General features: G+C 37.6%; 18 protein-coding genes. 4 read left to right on the top strand and 14 right to left on the bottom strand.

Annotation, left to right across the window (positions count from 1 at the left end):
- Positions 1 to 79: 79 nt before the first annotated feature.
- Complete coding sequence (locus tag ACW2QC_RS16950; protein WP_457545125.1) at positions 80 to 442, top strand: calcium-binding protein; 363 nt, start codon at positions 80 to 82, stop codon at positions 440 to 442.
- Positions 443 to 710: 268 nt separating this feature from the next.
- Here ACW2QC_RS16950 and ACW2QC_RS16945 read toward each other — a convergent pair whose 3' ends face one another.
- The 4 genes from ACW2QC_RS16945 to ACW2QC_RS16930 all read right to left on the bottom strand — a co-directional run bounded on the left by ACW2QC_RS16945 (position 711) and on the right by ACW2QC_RS16930 (position 4,281).
- Positions 711 to 1,775 carry a DUF4030 domain-containing protein gene (locus tag ACW2QC_RS16945; RefSeq protein ID WP_457545124.1) on the bottom strand — a complete coding sequence of 355 codons (1,065 nt, stop codon included), beginning with the start codon at positions 1,773 to 1,775 and terminating at the stop codon, positions 711 to 713.
- A 5-nt stretch (positions 1,776 to 1,780) separates the two neighbouring features.
- On the bottom strand, positions 1,781 to 2,344 hold the full coding sequence (locus ACW2QC_RS16940; protein WP_457545123.1) for a sigma-70 family RNA polymerase sigma factor: 564 nt from the start codon (positions 2,342 to 2,344) through the stop codon (positions 1,781 to 1,783).
- A gap of 324 nt (positions 2,345 to 2,668) precedes the next feature.
- A complete protein-coding gene (proC, locus tag ACW2QC_RS16935) occupies positions 2,669 to 3,511 on the bottom strand; it encodes a pyrroline-5-carboxylate reductase (RefSeq protein WP_457545122.1) in 843 nt (280 codons plus the stop codon).
- Positions 3,512 to 3,738: 227 nt separating this feature from the next.
- Positions 3,739 to 4,281 (bottom strand): DinB family protein, encoded by a 543-nt coding sequence (locus ACW2QC_RS16930; RefSeq protein ID WP_457545121.1) that lies wholly within the window; start codon positions 4,279 to 4,281, stop codon positions 3,739 to 3,741.
- Between the two features lie 137 nt (positions 4,282 to 4,418).
- Here ACW2QC_RS16930 and ACW2QC_RS16925 point away from each other — a divergent pair, with 137 nt between their 5' ends.
- Positions 4,419 to 4,580: a hypothetical protein gene (locus ACW2QC_RS16925; RefSeq protein WP_457545120.1), complete on the top strand. Its 162-nt coding sequence runs from the start codon at positions 4,419 to 4,421 to the stop codon at positions 4,578 to 4,580.
- A gap of 86 nt (positions 4,581 to 4,666) precedes the next feature.
- On the opposite strand, the gene ACW2QC_RS16920 is transcribed toward ACW2QC_RS16925, so the two are convergent.
- The 10 genes from ACW2QC_RS16920 to ACW2QC_RS16875 all read right to left on the bottom strand — a co-directional run bounded on the left by ACW2QC_RS16920 (position 4,667) and on the right by ACW2QC_RS16875 (position 15,483).
- Positions 4,667 to 4,897 carry a YdbC family protein gene (locus ACW2QC_RS16920; protein WP_457545119.1) on the bottom strand — a complete coding sequence of 77 codons (231 nt, stop codon included), beginning with the start codon at positions 4,895 to 4,897 and terminating at the stop codon, positions 4,667 to 4,669.
- Positions 4,898 to 5,666: 769 nt separating this feature from the next.
- Complete coding sequence (locus ACW2QC_RS16915) at positions 5,667 to 6,833, bottom strand: TraB/GumN family protein (RefSeq protein ID WP_457545118.1); 1,167 nt, start codon at positions 6,831 to 6,833, stop codon at positions 5,667 to 5,669.
- A gap of 886 nt (positions 6,834 to 7,719) precedes the next feature.
- On the bottom strand, positions 7,720 to 9,195 hold the full coding sequence (gene putP, locus ACW2QC_RS16910) for a sodium/proline symporter PutP (protein ID WP_457545117.1): 1,476 nt from the start codon (positions 9,193 to 9,195) through the stop codon (positions 7,720 to 7,722).
- A 591-nt stretch (positions 9,196 to 9,786) separates the two neighbouring features.
- A complete protein-coding gene (locus ACW2QC_RS16905; RefSeq protein ID WP_457545116.1) occupies positions 9,787 to 11,439 on the bottom strand; it encodes an FAD-binding dehydrogenase in 1,653 nt (550 codons plus the stop codon).
- Between the two features lie 32 nt (positions 11,440 to 11,471).
- On the bottom strand, positions 11,472 to 12,638 hold the full coding sequence (locus ACW2QC_RS16900; RefSeq protein ID WP_457545115.1) for a lactate 2-monooxygenase: 1,167 nt from the start codon (positions 12,636 to 12,638) through the stop codon (positions 11,472 to 11,474).
- 42 nt (positions 12,639 to 12,680) lie between these two features.
- Complete coding sequence (gene csaA, locus ACW2QC_RS16895) at positions 12,681 to 13,010, bottom strand: chaperone CsaA (protein WP_457545114.1); 330 nt, start codon at positions 13,008 to 13,010, stop codon at positions 12,681 to 12,683.
- Between the two features lie 167 nt (positions 13,011 to 13,177).
- Positions 13,178 to 13,477 (bottom strand): hypothetical protein, encoded by a 300-nt coding sequence (locus ACW2QC_RS16890; RefSeq protein WP_457545113.1) that lies wholly within the window; start codon positions 13,475 to 13,477, stop codon positions 13,178 to 13,180.
- Positions 13,478 to 13,641: 164 nt separating this feature from the next.
- Positions 13,642 to 14,040, bottom strand: a complete 399-nt coding sequence (locus ACW2QC_RS16885; RefSeq protein ID WP_457545127.1) for an NUDIX hydrolase — start codon at positions 14,038 to 14,040, stop codon at positions 13,642 to 13,644.
- A gap of 262 nt (positions 14,041 to 14,302) precedes the next feature.
- Positions 14,303 to 14,707 (bottom strand): VOC family protein, encoded by a 405-nt coding sequence (locus tag ACW2QC_RS16880; protein WP_457545112.1) that lies wholly within the window; start codon positions 14,705 to 14,707, stop codon positions 14,303 to 14,305.
- A 317-nt stretch (positions 14,708 to 15,024) separates the two neighbouring features.
- A complete protein-coding gene (locus ACW2QC_RS16875) occupies positions 15,025 to 15,483 on the bottom strand; it encodes a GNAT family N-acetyltransferase (protein WP_457545111.1) in 459 nt (152 codons plus the stop codon).
- Between the two features lie 93 nt (positions 15,484 to 15,576).
- On the opposite strand from ACW2QC_RS16875, the gene ACW2QC_RS16870 reads away from it, so the two are divergent.
- The gene (locus tag ACW2QC_RS16870) at positions 15,577 to 16,461 is read left to right on the top strand and encodes an aminoglycoside phosphotransferase family protein (RefSeq protein ID WP_457545110.1); all 885 of its coding nucleotides are present in this window, start codon (positions 15,577 to 15,579) and stop codon (positions 16,459 to 16,461) included.
- Between the two features lie 94 nt (positions 16,462 to 16,555).
- Positions 16,556 to 17,089: a shikimate kinase gene (locus tag ACW2QC_RS16865; RefSeq protein ID WP_457545109.1), complete on the top strand. Its 534-nt coding sequence runs from the start codon at positions 16,556 to 16,558 to the stop codon at positions 17,087 to 17,089.
- Positions 17,090 to 17,125 lie beyond the last annotated feature (36 nt).

The following is a 17,125-nucleotide window of genomic DNA, read 5'->3' as shown; positions in this document are numbered from 1 at the left end:
TTTTGGAGCTAATGGATAGACACGTTTCCGGATACCTTTTATACTAAAACTGTACAAAAGCACGTTGGAGGCAAATGGTATGAGCGATTGGAAAGTACAGGTAGCGAGAATATTAGGAGCTCCTACCACATCTATATTGAAAAACTATTATGGGAATGAACAAGCAAATTCACTTGTGGTAAATGAAGAACGGTTGTTAACATTTTATGATTATTTACGTGATGAACTATCGTTTCCATTTTTGGCATTAAACGAAAAAACTGAGGTTACTTGCGTAGGATTAGATCAAGAAATGAATGTGGATGAAGCAGATGGGATTAAGCTTGTTTGCAAACGTGGTGATGAGGAAATGACGCTTCCGCTTACTGAGTTAACTGTGGAAGATACGAATGCGAACCTTTTTGCAATTGAGCTTTATCAGATATGGATTAGGGAATGCTGAAGACTATATTCGTTAGATTTCCAAGACATTTTTTCCACTATAAGTGCGTGTTCAAAAAGTCGCCAAATTAGAAGCAAGAAGGTCGAGGCGGTGTAGTCTTGAGGACCGGAATGTAGGCAAAATCTACATGAGGACCGAAAAGACAAGCCAACGAAGAGATTCGCCGCTTACCATTTGGTGACTTTTTGAACAACCTCTATAAGAGGATGTTCAAAAAGGCTAAACCAAATTAGAGTTAGCCTTTTTATAGTTCTTCTTTTGCAGAATCCTAGTTTATCTTTTCTTTATCTTTACTATAAACGTTAATATTATAAGGATCATCTTTCACGATTTCCGCCACTTCATTAGACTCAATAAATTGACGAACTTTGCGCTTAATTTCATTACCAAGTTCCTTTGCATTTGAGTCTGATGAATCAATCGATGTCCTTATTGAAAGTGTTAACGGGGATGGATAGAAGGAATATCCTACGCCTTCAACTTTTAACTCTTTCATTCCAATTAGCCCTTCCGCAATCGTAGTAATAACCGGGCTCCATCTTCTATCAGCTTTTTCTTTCTCTGGATCAATTTTATATACTTTAATTTTGAAATCATCTAAATTCTTTTCTTCCACGATATTATTTACAACTTGTTTGATCTCCTCGACCCTAGTTTCAGATACTGGTATTTCTAACGGGATAAACTTCTCTATCTTGTTAATTCTTACATGTGCTGAAAGAATATCATAATTCTGTTTAGCCAATTCATTCAAAATAGCATTTTCGAGATCTTTGCTTTTTTTCATATAGGCTTCAATTTCTTTCTTTTGTTCATCGGAAATTTCACTTTCAACAGGTACTCTTTCTTCTTCACGCCCTACTTTTACATGATAGGCATCCAATCCTTTTTCATGTAATATGTCCTCTATTTCTTGCTCGACATCTTTTTTCACTTCATTAAAATAACTTTCCGATCCTATTATTCCTACTCCGATTGTTTTTTTCCGAACATCAAGGAATGAACCGCCAATATTGTAATCCAATTCCCTCAATTCATCTGTTACGGATTTGCCTAAAGAGGAAGAAGGAGAATCTTTCTCAAAAAGTCCGTTTAGAACTGGAATTTGTGCTAAAACATTGGCAACAGAAGGCGATACAAATGCTGAGCCAATTAATATTCCAAATAGCAGTACAATAGCTGAACTGAAGTACATCACTTTTTTACCAACAGGAGTTTTTACTTTTTTCTTTTTTATTTCGTCAAACACACCATTTTTAATTCGTTCAGCAGTTTCTTGTTTAAAGTAGTTATTGTAATAATAATCCTTAATTTTCTTAAATTTTTCATCCATAATAATCACTTCCCTTCAACAAAATACAACTTTTGTTTTAGTTTCTTCCTGCCCCTGACCAATCTAGTTCTTACTGTGTTGGCATTAATTTTAAGGGAATTTGCAATTTCATCGATCTTTTGCTCATGGAAATAATATAAAACCAAAATTTCTCGGTATTTTATTGGCAGGGCAAAAATGGTCTGTAACATTTCTTCTTTTCTATTTTGTTTTAGATACGTATCTTCAGAGCTTTCACTGCGCATAAAGCCATCAAAAAAATGACGTGGATATATGATATTCATAAATTTGTTTTTCCTTAAAAAATCTTTTGATGTGTTCACCGTTATTCGATAAATCCAGGAAGTAATAGATGCCTCTCCTCGGTACTTATCCAAGTGTCGATAGCATTTAATAAAAACTTCTTGAGCGACATCTTCAGCTATTCCATGGTCTTTCACATAAGAGTAAGCAAGTAAGTATACCTTGTTCGAATGAGCTGCCATTAGATCGCTTATTATTTCTTCTTTATCAGCTGCATAAAGTTGATCTTTATTTAATTTAGTTGGATAATCGCGATAATCCTTCATGTAAAATCCTCCTTGCCATGCACTTATAAGACCCATGAAATTATAATTATGTTTCATTTTTTTTAAACATAAAAAAATCTAGAAGACGTTCTCTTTAAGAAAGAAAGCAAATCGCTTAATAAAATAACAGGGGTAGTTTGTGATTATCCCCGCTATTTTTCCATATTCAAATATATGAACAACCTTTTACGGTAGGATCACTTGTATATGCCTTTCATAAAGGAATGATAAATTTCCTGAATCAAAAAATTGCCTTGTCACACGCTCCATACGTGTAACAAGGCAAAATGATTGGTAGTATGCTGTTGGTGCGTTCTATCAGGATTAAGAAGTAACCAATACTCGGTCAAGTTCTTTGCTAATTTCTTTAGATCGATTCGCTGCATGGCTGACTGCCTGTGAAATAGCTTCCCCACCGTGATATTTCTCAAGTGCCTCAAGTCCGGCGGCAGTCGTACCATTTGGTGATGTAACTTTTTTGCGTAGGTCTGCTGGGGATTCCTGACGCTCTATAATCATTTTTGCAGCGCCATAAAGTGTTTGAGCGGCAATATTTCGTGCCTGCTCCCCATCCATTCCACTAACTTTTCCGATGTTCTCCATTTGTTCCATTAAATAATAGAAATATGCTGGTCCACTTCCTGCTAAGCCAGTGAAAATGTCCATTTGATCTTCTTCAATAATGTAAACTTTCCCCATACATTCAAGTAGTTCTTTCGCGATATTTACATTGTCTTCCTTCGTATGTCTTCCCGGTGTCATAGCTGTGGCGGATGCTTGAATCATGCTTGACGTATTCGGCATAACGCGAATTACCTCTTGCCCAACGTTTAATCGCTCTTCCATGTAAGAAGTCGAAATCCCTGCTAACACGGAAACAACCACTTGATCAACACGAATAATGTCCTTAATCGCCGCAAGTGTTTCCTCCGCACCATTTGGCTTCATTGCTAAAATAAAGTAGTCAATTTCCGCATAGGGCAATTCAGCTAGTGGAACTGTCCGGACTCCATATTTATTTTCAATTGTATTTAAACGTTCTTGATTACATTTATTTGTTACGATAATTTGCTCAGCTGGCACTTTTTCCGTTTGGATCATCCCAGAAATCATTGCTTCAGCCATAGAACCTGCACCCAAAAATGCAATTATCTTTTGTTTTAACATGTGAATCTCCTCCAGATGTAGTTTCTTCCGTTCGTTCACAACACTATGTAGGATAACATCTGTGCACAATGTTGCAAGGGGGTAAGCCAAAATAGTGCGTATAAGGTTCAATTAGTGAGAGAAAGCGGTGCCATTCGGTTATAAGCATTAGTAAATCGAGACACACCAGTTATAATTCCGCTGTATCGTGTTATATGACGTGTGTATGAAAACCTTTATTACTCAATTTAACGATAATATTTTTTCGTAATAGTAAAATGATGCTGCTCATGAATCGCGAGTAAATGGATGCATTGTATCAAGTTAGGGTATGCTGCAATCGGATCAGGGTAATAAATCTGCCCCGCCACATCCTGATCGATATTATTAAGGATATCCATCAACCTATCTGTCTCCTGTTCAAGAAAGCTTTTTATTTCTTCAACATTCCACTTTTCCTCCAGATCAGCCGGTGGTTTTATTAGAAATGGCGCATTCATAGCACGTTTTTTCTTAAGCCGGTATTCTTGATAAATGTCGTGTATTTCTATTTTATAGGCCTTTTTCTTTCTAAGATGTGCTAGCGGAAGCATAACAGGTATGTAAACAAGCGAAAATCTCCTGAACAACCTTGCCATTAAAAGAAGATGATAGAGTGTTTCGCCGATTGACCATTTTTCCGGCAAAGGCCTTGTCCACGAATCCGCAAAATTCAAGTTACTATCTCGGAAAAAAGCAGTTCTTTGCGCTTCCAGTTTTTGAAAATGAAGTCGTATTTGCTTACTTTTCAAGGGAATACACCTTCCATCTATTATTTACGCTCTTATATGTATATTCCTTCATAATTATAACAGACTAAGAAAGCATGTGATTATACTAATTAAGGTCATTACGCAATGTCTTTTTTTATAAAATGGAGGCAGTCAAAATGGATGAAAATTATCGAGAATATCGAACTGGTCAAGGTGTTCCCGTAAATGGGGAATATATCTGCCAATCAGGTAAAAGAGTAACATTTAGTGAAGATGAAGATTTCCCGGTATGTCCTATTAGTGGGAAAGAAACGACTTGGAAACATGAGGATCGTTGAATGACCTTCAACGATTTATACCAGCTAAAATAATGGACCATAATTAACTTATTCGTATTGATTATGGTCCATGCATCATTCATGTTCTAAAATTTATGATTTAGTTTTTTTGATAAAGCAACTTTCAGATTTGATAGTTCTTCTTCTGTTAGCGTAACACCTTTCCCCATCTTTTCCTTATTTGGTGCCCAATCTCGTAAATCATATTTTGGTTCTCGGCCATTCCAACTAATGAAATTAAGCTCTTTTGTCCAGCCTTTTGGCGATTCGGAAAGTACTGCAATTGTTTCGATAATCTCATATTTTAGTTCTGCCATGCTAACAGCTCCTCTTTTTTATATTTTAATTAATGGTGAGCGCACAGCATAATTCCGTGCGTTAACTATCTTCATATTGATCTTCCTCATTTCCAGGATATTTACTCCATTATAATGCGCCCTCAATTTTATGCAAATAACGAAAATCCTGTTTTCAAATTCAAACGTTAGGAGAATTACAGGTTTATAGCAGCATTTTTCATTTCCACAAAAATTAGATGCCTTGTTTCTCGCTTTTTATGGAGAAATATAGCTATTTTGCAAATCGAAAAAATAGCTATATGATGCTCATTCCTTGGTACGCGATGCAACTTTTGTACTCCTTTGGGAAATCAGTTTGCATATTGTTCATTCGATTATTTTACCTTTCCCAATGAAAAAGCCGCCCCCAAAAGGATTTCTTTTGAGACGGCTATATTTAGGCCAGGAATTTTATATATTTAGGAAAGTTCCCCACCATTTATTAATCTAACGCCGCTTAGCATTCCAGCACCCTCTCATACTGCGATGTACTCAGGACGTTTTTATTAAAAAACATAATATAAAAACTGTTTTAAATTATTATAAAACTTTTTCGTCAAAAATGAAAGTCAAATGCTCATTAATAGTTTTAAAGCTCCCGATTCTGGAACTGAATATAGTGGTTCTAACCAGTTAGTAAATACTTATATCGGGATTTTCACCAAATAAAAAACGCTCTGTTACGTATAACAGAGCGCTTTTATATTTTCCATACATCTCATTTTGTCCAATCTTATCCAAATCATTACTAGATATTTTCAAAAAATAACCGAACAACGTCTGCACCACCAATGAAGGTTCCCAGTGAGCTACCTAAATTTGCTAAGACAACAATCAGTAAAATACGTGTGACGCTATTATGCCAAAAGCCTTTTATACTGAAAACATCCTCTGAAAGTTTCTCAAAGTCGCGTACACTAGGCCGGCGAATATAGGCTTGGACAATGCCCGCAAACCAGCCTGCAGCTATGAGTGGATTTAACGATGAGATCGGTGCCGCAACAAAGGCAGTAAGGATGGTTAATGGATGTCCTAATGCAATTATAACGCCAAGTGCCGAAAACGAACCATTCCATAATATCCAACTGAGTGTCTGCTGATATCCGGCAGATGGATTGGAGATAAACGTATAGGCAATTAGTGCAATAATTAGGATAGGGATCGACCAGCCAATTATTTTAGGAACCTTGGATTTTGGCGGAATTTCAGTCAATCGTTTCAAGTCATGATCTTTTTTTATCTCTTTTGTTATCCCCGGAACATGAGCAGCACCAAGCACCGCGATTACCTTTTTACCAGGTGCATCCTTAATTTTTTGCGCTAAATATTGATCACGTTCGTCGATCAAAGGTGTTTTTAATTTAGGAAAACTCTCCGTAAACTCATTCAGAATTGTATTAATCGTATCCTGATTTTTCATTTTTTCCAGTTCTTCTTCTGTAATACTCTCTTTACTGAAAATACTTCCGATGATTTGCATGAGCAGGGTAGCTTTCCCTTTAAGTCCAATCCCACCCCATATTCTGGAAAATGTTGTTTGAATATTTCGATCAGCTAAGACAAGATCTGCCCCTGTTTCCTCAGCCGAACGGATTCCCTGAATCATTTCCTGCCCGGGATTAATACCAAATTGTTTTGCCATGCGATTTTGAAAAGAGGATATGGCAAGGTTCATTAACAATAAAGAGGCTTTTTTCTCCTTAATAACTTTGAAAATATCTGTATCTCGCCATTTGTTTTCTTCCACAATTGATTGATACCGCTGCTCATCCAATTCAATACAAATAGCGTCCGGGTTTTCGGAATCGACAACTTCTTTCACCTGTTCGGCACTGTTTTTGGAAACATGGGCAGTCCCAATAAGTATAAATTCCTTATCATCTAATTTGAGTCTCGTAATGTTTTCTTCCGACATATATTACCTTCCTTTTATGACCATCAACTTTAAAATAATTTCTACTATTATATAATGATAAACTAGAACGAACGAAAATAGAATTAATTTCTATCTTTTCTTTGATATTTTTTCAAAAAGCTGTTTTTCTAATATTGTTGTTTTTTACACAATAGATATAGAATGCGGCACAACCTTTACCTGGCTTTCTCCCGTCCTTTACAAGATGAATGGTAATTCGCGGCTTGGGGAAAATACTCGCTTTCCATGGGGAACGCTTCAGCCTCCTCGGAAGAAAACCACTTCCTGTGGGTCTTCAGACTGTTCCTTTTTCCATAGGAGTCTCGCATTTTCCCCAAGCCTGAAAAAGTCTTTCTCTTCAAGTGAGAAGAAAATCATGGAACTTTAAATCAATAACTTCTCTCTAGCCAGAAAACTTTTGCTAGCGGAGGCAGAATACGGAGACTCCTTGAAAATACAGATCAATTTTCTGCGTGCGATGTAACGCTGACGAAGCATCACTTGTCCTGTGGGAACAGCACGTGTCTGAAAAGACCCCGCAGGAAGTGGTTTTTGCTTCTGAGGAGGCTGAAACCGTGTCCACGGAAAGCGAAGTATTCTGCCGTAGCGGGTTCAAACACTCAGGTCACATTAGAGTGAGAGAAAACGTCACAAAAAAGAATTGTCACTACATCGCATTCTATATCAACTACGAAATAAAAAAGCAACAAACATTATGAAAAAAAACTTTAAAAAAACAACCAAAAAAATATGTTGATCCTCAATTCATGCATGTATCGGCTCGTTCTAATCTCCATAGGTTTTCGTTCATATATGATTTCATCCCTTTTTTGAAAGTAAAAAAACGTCACCATCTATTTCCATAGATAGTGACGTTTGAACACATTTATTCTTCTTCAGATAATTTTTGCTCCATTTGTTCAAATTGTTCTTGTACAGCTTTTTCCGGATTATTCGTCATTTTACTAACAACAATAACGGCAATCAAACTGATAATGAATCCAGGTATGATCTCGTAAAGGAATTCAGACAGACCTGGAATAGCGAGCCAAATAATTACAGTCAAACCACCGGCAATCATTCCGGCAAGTGCTCCCCATTTGGTCATCCGTTTCCAATACAAGCTTAATAATACAACTGGACCAAATGCTGCACCAAATCCTGCCCAAGCATTACCGACAAGACCTAAAATCGTATCATTTGGCGTATAAGCGAGAATCAAACTGATGACTGCAACAACTAATACTGCCAACCGACCGATTAAAACTAGTTCTTTGTCAGTTGCTTTTTTCCGAAAGAATGTCCGGTAGAAATCCTCTGTAACCGCACTTGAAGTAACAAGCAGTTGTGAGGATACGGTACTCATAATCGCAGCTAGCACTGCCGCTAGAATGAATCCAGTTATATACGGATTGAACAATACATTCGCAAATACAATCAGAACTGTTTCTGGATCTCCGAGTTGTCCAGGATGATCAGCGAAGTATGCAACACCAATCAGACCAGCTGCCATTGCACCTATAATCGATATGGCCATCCAACCGATCCCGATACGACGCGCTGTCTTCAATTCTTTAACTGAACTGATTGCCATAAACCGCACAATAATATGAGGTTGTCCAAAGTAACCAAGACCCCATGCTAAAAATGATAAAATACCAAGAACGGATGTCCCCTTGAAGAAATCAAGTAGCGAAGGATCAATGCGTTGAATATGATCCCATGCTTCTTGTGTTCCACCAACATCTGTCAGCGCAACAATCGGGACCAAAATTAACGCTAGAAACATAATAACACCTTGCACAAAATCCGTCATACTAACTGCTAAGAAGCCGCCGAATAACGTATAGGCTACAATAACACCGACAGTTAGAAATAAGCCAATTTTATAATCCAAACCAAATGCACTTTCAAATAATTTACCACCTGAGACCATTCCGGCTGATGCATATAACGCAAAAAAGATCAAAATTACAATACCGGAAACAAGTCTTAGCATATTAGATTTATCATGAAATCTATTTTCTAAATAATCAGGGATCGTAATCGAATCATTCGCAACTTCTGTATACGTTCTTAATCTAGGTGCCAACACAAGATAATTCACATACGCACCTACTGTCAGCCCAATCGCAAGCCATGCACTGGCAAACCCTGTTGCATACATTGCACCAGGCAGCGCCATAACCATCCAACCACTCATGTCAGATGCACCTGCTGATAAAGCTGTTACTGCTGGCCCTAATCCACGTCCGCCTAACATATAATCCGATAAATTAGATGTTTTTCGGTAGGACCAGTATCCAATTAATAGCATGCCAAGCATATAAATACCTAGCGAAATAAAAACTCCAAATTTCACCAAATCGCTCCTTCTAGTTTTTGTTTGCTTTTTTGAAGGTTATGCAACTTCTTAATCTATCAATCTCAAGTTGCATACGAATAAGCAAAAGCAAAAAAACCGTCAACGGTTATACAAGTTAACATTCAAAAGAGCGACATTCAAGCGAACCCATGAAATAGGGAAAAAAGCAAAATAAGCGTATACACTATTATTGCAGAATTGTATACGCTTGCAAAAAATATAAAAGAAGTAAGATTATGAAAAGTAAATCAGGTGCTTTTTTGAGACATGTTTTCTATTACTGATTTCCTTTGACAACTAGCACTTATTTACAAAAATTGTTTTGGTCCTTAGTTAAAATAACGAAGCTGGTTTAACAATCAAACCAGCTTCGTTATTTTTTACGATTGATCATAATTCTTTTTGCCTCTCCGTTTATCAATGAACTTTTTAATAATAGGATAGATGATTGGTCCATATTTAATTAGTTTTCTAATCAAGCGTCCGATTGCTAATCTCCTCCATTTCGAGTGAAAACTTCATTGTAGTTATCGTCCCTCAAAACGGAAAAAATTAAACCTATGTTGGTAAGGTGTAGTGAGACGAAAATCAACCCAATTCCTTCAGTATAGCCCTACCTGTTTCTCGACCAGTAAACAGACAACCACCAACAAACGTACCCTCCAACGAACGATATCCGTGAACACCTCCACCGCCAAATCCGGACACTTCCCCAGCTGCATAGAGACCAGGTATCGCAACACCCTCATCATTCAGTACGTTACCAGACAAATCAGTTTGTAATCCACCTAATGTTTTTCGACTTAAAATATTTAGGCGAACAGCGATAAGCGGACCGTTTTTCCGATCTAAAATTTTGTGTGGGGCCGCAACGCGAATTAATTTATCGCCAAGGTAGTTTCGCGCTCCATGCATTGCTGTTACTTGTAGATCTTTTGTAAAGGCATTATCAATTTCCCTGTCACGAGCCTGGATTTGCCGTTCAACATGTTCAGCATTCAGTCGTTTTTTTCCAATTAATTTATTCATTCCAATAACAAGATTGTCAATATTGTCGGCTACAATAAAATCTTTTCCCTTGTCCATAAATGCTTGTACAGGGGAAGATGCGCCTGGCAGTGCTCTACCCAATACTTGTTTAATACTTTTCCCAGTTAAATCAGGATTTTGCTCAGACCCGGAAAGGGCAAATTCACGCTCAATTATCTTTTGTGTCAAAATAAACCAAGAATAATCGTATCCGGTTTGAATAGCTTCGAGTGTACCTAATGTATCAAATCCTGGGAAATTAGGTGCAGAAAAACGGTTCCCTTCTGCATCAAGCCAAATGGATGATGGTCCCGGAAGTATACGAATGCCATGGTCAGGCCAAACAGGATTCCAATTTTTTATACCCTCTGTATAGTGCCACATGCGATCACGGTTAACAATTCGTCCACCAGCCGCTTCCGTTATCGAAAGCATGCGCCCATCAACATGTGCGGGTACGCCAGAAATCATTTGCTTTGGTGGTTCCCCAAGACGCTTCGGCCAATTTTTTCGGACCAAGTCTAGGTCCGCGCCAATACCACCACTAGTAACGACCACTGCTTGTGCCTGATGTTCGAAATCATCTACCACTTTTCTGGAGCTTTTTTCTCCACGAGCAGCTGTACTTGGTTCGAGAACAGAGCCACTCACACCAACAATGACACCATTATGTTTAAGCAAACGATCAACACGATATCTTGGTTTATATGTAACAAGCCCGTTATCTATGTGTTTTCGGACACGCCGTTCAAATGGGGCTACAATTCCGGGACCTGTTCCCCAAACAATGTGAAACCGAGGCACAGAATTACCGTGTCCTTCAGCAAGATAACCACCTCGTTCAGCCCAGCCAACTACTGGAAAAATACGCACTCCCATTTCATGTAACCAGGCGCGTTTTTCCCCGGCAGCAAAATCAACGTAAGCTTCCGCCCATTTTCGTCCCCAATAATCTTCATCGGCTTCTCGATCAAAACCGGCTGTTCCCATCCAATCCTGCCATGCTAACTCTTTTGAATCCTTTATCCCCATCCGGCGCTGTTCAGGTGAATCAACAAGAAATAATCCACCAAATGACCACCATGCCTGTCCGCCTAACGAACTTTCAGGCTCTTGATCCAGTAGCAATACTTTTTTACCGCCATCTGCTATTTCCGCTGTTGCGACAAGACCAGCGAGTCCTGCTCCTACTACAATCACGTCGTATTCCACAGCAAATCCTCCTTTTATGAAACTAATTTGTGTTATTTCGTTTCTCTAAGTATTGATTTGCTAAGGTTGCGTACAGACCGTTCTCCAGCTAATGCCATTGTAATATCCAGATCAGCGACCATATTTTGCAAAACTTCTTTAACGCCCTTTTCGCCCGCAGTGGCCAGTCCATACATACACGGTCTTCCAACTAGCACTGCTTTCGCCCCTAGTGCCATTGCTTTGATGATATCTGACCCGCGACGAATACCGCTGTCCATAAGTACGGGAATTTGATCTTGTACAACCTCATTGACAAGTGGAAGTGCTTCCAAAGCGCTAGTTGCTCCATCCACTTGACGCCCACCATGATTGGACACGATAATGCCATCAACCCCATGCTCAATTGCTAATTTCGCATCATCAGGATGAAGGATTCCTTTTACCAAAATTGGTAGTTTCGTATGTTTTCGTAAAAAAGCTATATCGTCCCATGTTAAACTTGCATTTCCAAACACCTTTGTCCAATGCATAATAGCTGCTGTTGGATCTTCTTTTGGTGATTTCTCAAGTTTGGCACAAAAGGCTGGATCGGTCAGATAATTACCAACGCCTTCTCCGATTAAAAAAGGTAAATATACGTTTTTCAAATCATTCTCACGCCAAGCCATCATTGGCGTATCCAGTGTCACTACGATCGCCGAATACCCTGAAGCCTCTGCACGCTTTAGGAAACTTGCTGTAACATCCGGATCCTTACTCCAGTACAATTGAAACCAACGTGGTGCATCTCCCATCACTTCAGCAATTTTTTCCATTGGTATTGTTGATGCGGAACTTGCGATGAATGGAACGCCCATTTTGGCACATGCTCGTGCTGAACCTAAATCCCCCTCTTTATGAATAATCGATTGCACTCCAATTGGCGCATGTAAAACAGGGAAATTATATGTATCACCAAATAGTTCTACGGTCAAATCTCGATCTTCCACATTCCGCAGCATTCTCGGAACAATTTTCCAGCGATCAAACGCTTCAAGATTTGCTTTCATTGTCTTTTCTCCACCAGCACCACCAGCCACATAATAAAACGGGCCATCATCTAATGCTTCACGAGCGCTCTTTTCCCAGTCTTCATAAACTACTGGAAGTCTATTAGGATTTGGATTTGGCATTGTTTGATACACGCTAAACTGAACATCATTACCGAAATTTGACATAATGGTTCTCCTCTCAAACTTGTTTGTAATTAAATTATCCACTCACGACACATGCGTTCCATTTTCAACAGGTTCATCTGGACGCAAAAGTACAACATCTCCTTCTCCTGGAACGCCACCAATAACAAGCACTTCCGATTTAAATCCTGCAATCCGCATTGGGGGGAAATTAACTACTCCAACCACTTGGCGACCAATTAGTTGTTCAGGATTATACCTTTCTGTAATTTGGGCAGATGATTGTTTCATCCCAAGTTCACCAAAGTCGATTTCTAATTTTATCGCAGGTTTCCGTGCCTCCGGAAATGGCTCTGCTTTTACTACAGTACCGATTCGAATATCCAACTCCATAAAATCCTTGATGGTTGCCATAATTTGATCAAACCTCCGACTTTTTACTTATAATAATACATAGTTAATTTAAAATTATCAAATAATTATCTATGTTAATAAAGTTGCGGGAAAATTACTAAATGTAACATCCCCACTTCACACACGAATAATACCTTTTCTTGTATTTCTCGATCAACTTACTTTTTTTACGCCTGATAAAACCCTATCATAATCGGCATAGCTAGCAACAATACAGACAAACAAATTAACGATAAAGATACCTTTTTAGATAACTTTTTTCTTCCACTGCCCTTATACCAGCCAGAAAACTGTAATCTATTCCGATATAAAACAAAAAGTAATGTATAAATTCCAATGGCACCAATCCATTGATATTTTTGCGTTTCAGCATTTATTGCATAGACTTCACCTACAACCAGCCATGCTAATCCTCCAAGTAAAGCAAAAATAAAAATGATGCGAAGTAACTCTAGTAAAACTCTCATATGTACACTCCGTTTCTAGCTTAATTGACTTTATTTCATATGTAATTGTATTGGTTTCTTAATAAAATTGGCTTATTGCTGCGTGTTGTTCGGTATTCTTATGACTTCATGTCCATTAATTTCAAATCCACATAAATAACCTCATCATTTTTGCTAAAAGGATTTCACTTTAAAAAATCTAGCAGAAATTTTCTATCCTCAGGAAAAGAAAGTTCCAATTCGTCTATTTCATCAAATGATTTCCAGTCAATGGCATAGATTAGGCTGTCAGGATCTTGAATCATCGCTTCACCACCATCTAGCTTAACCTCAAAATAATGTATTTCGATCTCAACACCAAATTCTGCACATTCCTTTACGAACAGCGGTCTAACTACACTTACATCATATCCTGTTTCTTCTCTAATTTCCCTGATGCAACACACTTCAAAAGTTTCATTTAATTCTTTGCCACCAGACGGGATTGACCAAAGCCTTTTTTCCTTGGGTCTGCCCTGTTTCACCATAAGTATTTGACTTTTTTCATGTACACATACACCTGCAGAACCAAACCACTTTTTCATTCCCATTCTATTCCCCATTCAAAATTTTCTTAGTCCATTCCGTTTTAAGATCGAATATATCAACGTATAATGGAAGAGTTTACTTTGATACAGATATCCACTTAACTTTCCTTTCATTGTGAAGCTGATTTTTTCAGCACATTATTTGATAATACATTATCAGGAAATGTAAATTTTTGGAGATTAATTTTACCGCTCCTCCGTATTAAAACTGTTTTTCTATTGTATCTGCTTTCCATACATACAAACTATTACTTCAAATTTATATTCCATTCGTATTCATTAACACAACCCTCCAACCATCAGGATCTTCAATAGTGATGCCTTCCTCTTCCCAGTATGGATTTTCCGGCGCCACTTCTTCGTATCCCATGCGAAACAGTCTAGCAGCAATTTTATCAACTTGGGCTTTATCTGGAATATACAAAACCAGTAAGTTATCTTCGGTTGGGGCAGGGCACGGACTACCACTTTCATGTGTAGTAAATTCAAGATGATAAGAAGAACCTGGAAGTCCATATATTACCCCTTTGTATCCCCGGTGGCCAGAAAAGTCAGTTAGACGGGGCAACCCAATTCCGTTTTCATAAAAATTGATTATCTCCTCAAATTTATCGGTTGGTCTGGCAACTCTAAATTGCGCAACTGTAAAATCTTCAATTTCCATATTCTCAGCACCCTTCTATTTTAAAGATAATTCCCCTAGGTAAATTCGATTGTTACCACGAGAAATTAGTAATAAAACCTATCTTCCCTCTTTGAACTTATTCAATATCATTTTCTTCATACGGAGCTTTCCTCGTTGTTTCCACAGTAGGTTTATTGTCTGAGAAGCTATTTGTTCGCTCCCTGTAGAGGTCACTTGTGGGTGTATATGCTTCACCTTGTGATTTTTTCCCTTTATTCTTTTGTACAGAGATATAATAACAACAAGTATAACTAAACCGATAAAAAAGTACGCCATTCGTTGATCAACTCCTTACTTTACACCCGCAAATCCATTGCCAGCCGAATCATGTCTCTGCAAATAATACTATTCTCAATTATTTTCTCCGGATAGTTCACTGTGAAAAAGTCTTTTGAAATTCCTGCAATCCTAAAGCCGCATTTTTGATAAAGTGCTAGCTGCCCTATACTTGAATTTCCTGTTCCTATCTCTATTTTTATAAAACCCTGTGTTCTTGCATTATTTATCGCATGTGTGACCAACATTTTCCCAATACCCTTGCCTTGTTTTCCTTCCATTACAGCTACATTAGCTATTTCGACTGTCTCAGGATTTGTTACGGTCATTACATAAACTCCCACCATTGCCTTTTCAATAATAGCGACATAACAATGCCCACTCGTTAAATATTCCTCTATCATTTTCCGTGATGGATCAGCCAAAAGTAATAAGTCCATTGGTGGTGATTCATATGATTTTAGTTTGCGAATTTCCATGATGCACCTCCATTTAATAACATTCTATTTAACAAGTTAATTATCCTTTAATATGGTAGAATCTGAAGTAATTCATGTGAGAGGATTATTGTGATGACCGAAAAAGAAATGATTAACTTCATTAAAAATGCGATACCGGAGCTAAAAATAAACCATATACAGTTCAATCAAACCGGGTGGGACAATGATATTATTGTTATTAATGAAGATATCGTTTTCCGTTTTCCGAAAAACAACGATATTGCTAGAAAAGTACAGAGTGAGGCAAAGTTAATGACCGAATTGAATAGGGTTAAATCCGCTGTGGCAGTTCCCAATTATAAAACACTATATGACGATAGAAACCAACTAAAATGTGTATATTATAAATATATACACGGGACTTCGTTAAAAGAATATGGACCAAGGAACTTGCAAAATAAGACTAAAAATGCAAAAGTAATAGGCGAATTTTTAAGTGAATTGCATTGTGTTAAAAATAAGGTGGGTAATTTTCAGTCGGTGCAAATTTATGACTACTGGAACGATCTTTATACATCAGTAAAAGAGGACATCTTCCCCTTTTTAAACAAAATACAGCAGCAAGAAATCCATCAAACTTTTTCCGGATTTATTGATTTATATCCGAAACAATTATTCCAAAAATCTATAATACATGGGGATCTTGGTGCCTCAAACATTATCTATGACAATCAAAAAGGGCTAATAAATGGAATTATTGACTTTACCGATGCACAATTGGGTGATCCAGCTTTTGATTTTGCCGGGTTCTATTGGGATATTGGTCCAACTTTCACGAGAAATGTTTTGTCCTATTATAATGGTTCAGAATCTGTAGAATCGTTATACGATAGGGTTAAAAATTTTTATGGATTACAGCCGGTGTTTCATGAATTATTGCATGCAGTTCATAATGAGGAAGCTGTTAATTGGGATACGGCATTGTCAAAATTTTCTCAGTTAAAGAATGTAAAATAATTTATAACCTGTTACGCTTTGGACAGAATCATCCCTGTATATTATAATCATTAAAACTATTATATTTTCACTAATAATCAAAGGGTGCTTTCCAATGAAAAATAATAAAATCCCGCTCAAAGAAAAAAGTATTGTTTTGGTAGGTTTTATGGGAGTGGGAAAAACAACTGTCGGTAAATTGATCGCAAGCAAACTATCCCGTAACTTCATCGACATTGACGAAAAAATAGAAAAAGAATACCAAATGCCGACAACAGAGATTTTTAATACAATTGGTGAAAAAGCATTTCGGAAAAAGGAAAAAGAAACTGTTATTTACTATTCAACGCAAAAAAATAAAATTATCTCATTAGGTGGCGGCGCATTCATGCAAAAGGAAATAAGAGATGCATGTCTTGCAAACTGCATCGTCTTCCACTTGGACATTACCTGGGATTCGTGGAAAACCCGACTAGGTATGTTAGTGGATAGTCGCCCGGTTTTGCAAGGTAAGACTATGGAAGAAATTAAATCCTTATTTTATGAACGTAAAAATACATATGCTGATCATCATTCAAGGGTAATGATTGATGATTTTGATGAAGAGGAAGTTGCTGAATACATCATCAACACATTACAACTTGTCTAACAGAGGGTGCAAGTTCACGATTTTTAATCATAATAA

It is taken from the genome of Virgibacillus sp. FSP13 (assembly GCF_054048505.1).
This window is presented reverse-complemented; position numbering and strand designations above follow the sequence as displayed.

Excerpts from the sequence above, each read along its gene's own strand:
- proC (WP_457545122.1), bottom strand. The coding sequence starts at position 3,511 with ATGTTAAAACAAAAGATAATTGCATTTTTGGGTGCAGGTTCTATGGCT.
- ACW2QC_RS16945 (WP_457545124.1), bottom strand. The coding sequence starts at position 1,775 with ATGGATGAAAAATTTAAGAAAATTAAGGATTATTATTACAATAACTAC.
- ACW2QC_RS16880 (WP_457545112.1), bottom strand. The coding sequence starts at position 14,707 with ATGGAAATTGAAGATTTTACAGTTGCGCAATTTAGAGTTGCCAGACCA.
- ACW2QC_RS16920 (WP_457545119.1), bottom strand. The coding sequence starts at position 4,897 with ATGGCAGAACTAAAATATGAGATTATCGAAACAATTGCAGTACTTTCC.
- ACW2QC_RS16940 (WP_457545123.1), bottom strand. The coding sequence starts at position 2,344 with ATGAAGGATTATCGCGATTATCCAACTAAATTAAATAAAGATCAACTT.
- ACW2QC_RS16885 (WP_457545127.1), bottom strand. The coding sequence starts at position 14,040 with ATGAAAAAGTGGTTTGGTTCTGCAGGTGTATGTGTACATGAAAAAAGT.
- csaA (WP_457545114.1), bottom strand. The coding sequence starts at position 13,010 with ATGGCAACCATCAAGGATTTTATGGAGTTGGATATTCGAATCGGTACT.
- ACW2QC_RS16870 (WP_457545110.1), top strand. The coding sequence starts at position 15,577 with ATGACCGAAAAAGAAATGATTAACTTCATTAAAAATGCGATACCGGAG.
- ACW2QC_RS16925 (WP_457545120.1), top strand. The coding sequence starts at position 4,419 with ATGGATGAAAATTATCGAGAATATCGAACTGGTCAAGGTGTTCCCGTA.
- ACW2QC_RS16950 (WP_457545125.1), top strand. The coding sequence starts at position 80 with ATGAGCGATTGGAAAGTACAGGTAGCGAGAATATTAGGAGCTCCTACC.
- ACW2QC_RS16900 (WP_457545115.1), bottom strand. The coding sequence starts at position 12,638 with ATGTCAAATTTCGGTAATGATGTTCAGTTTAGCGTGTATCAAACAATG.
- ACW2QC_RS16875 (WP_457545111.1), bottom strand. The coding sequence starts at position 15,483 with ATGGAAATTCGCAAACTAAAATCATATGAATCACCACCAATGGACTTA.
- ACW2QC_RS16915 (WP_457545118.1), bottom strand. The coding sequence starts at position 6,833 with ATGTCGGAAGAAAACATTACGAGACTCAAATTAGATGATAAGGAATTT.
- ACW2QC_RS16890 (WP_457545113.1), bottom strand. The coding sequence starts at position 13,477 with ATGAGAGTTTTACTAGAGTTACTTCGCATCATTTTTATTTTTGCTTTA.
- ACW2QC_RS16865 (WP_457545109.1), top strand. The coding sequence starts at position 16,556 with ATGAAAAATAATAAAATCCCGCTCAAAGAAAAAAGTATTGTTTTGGTA.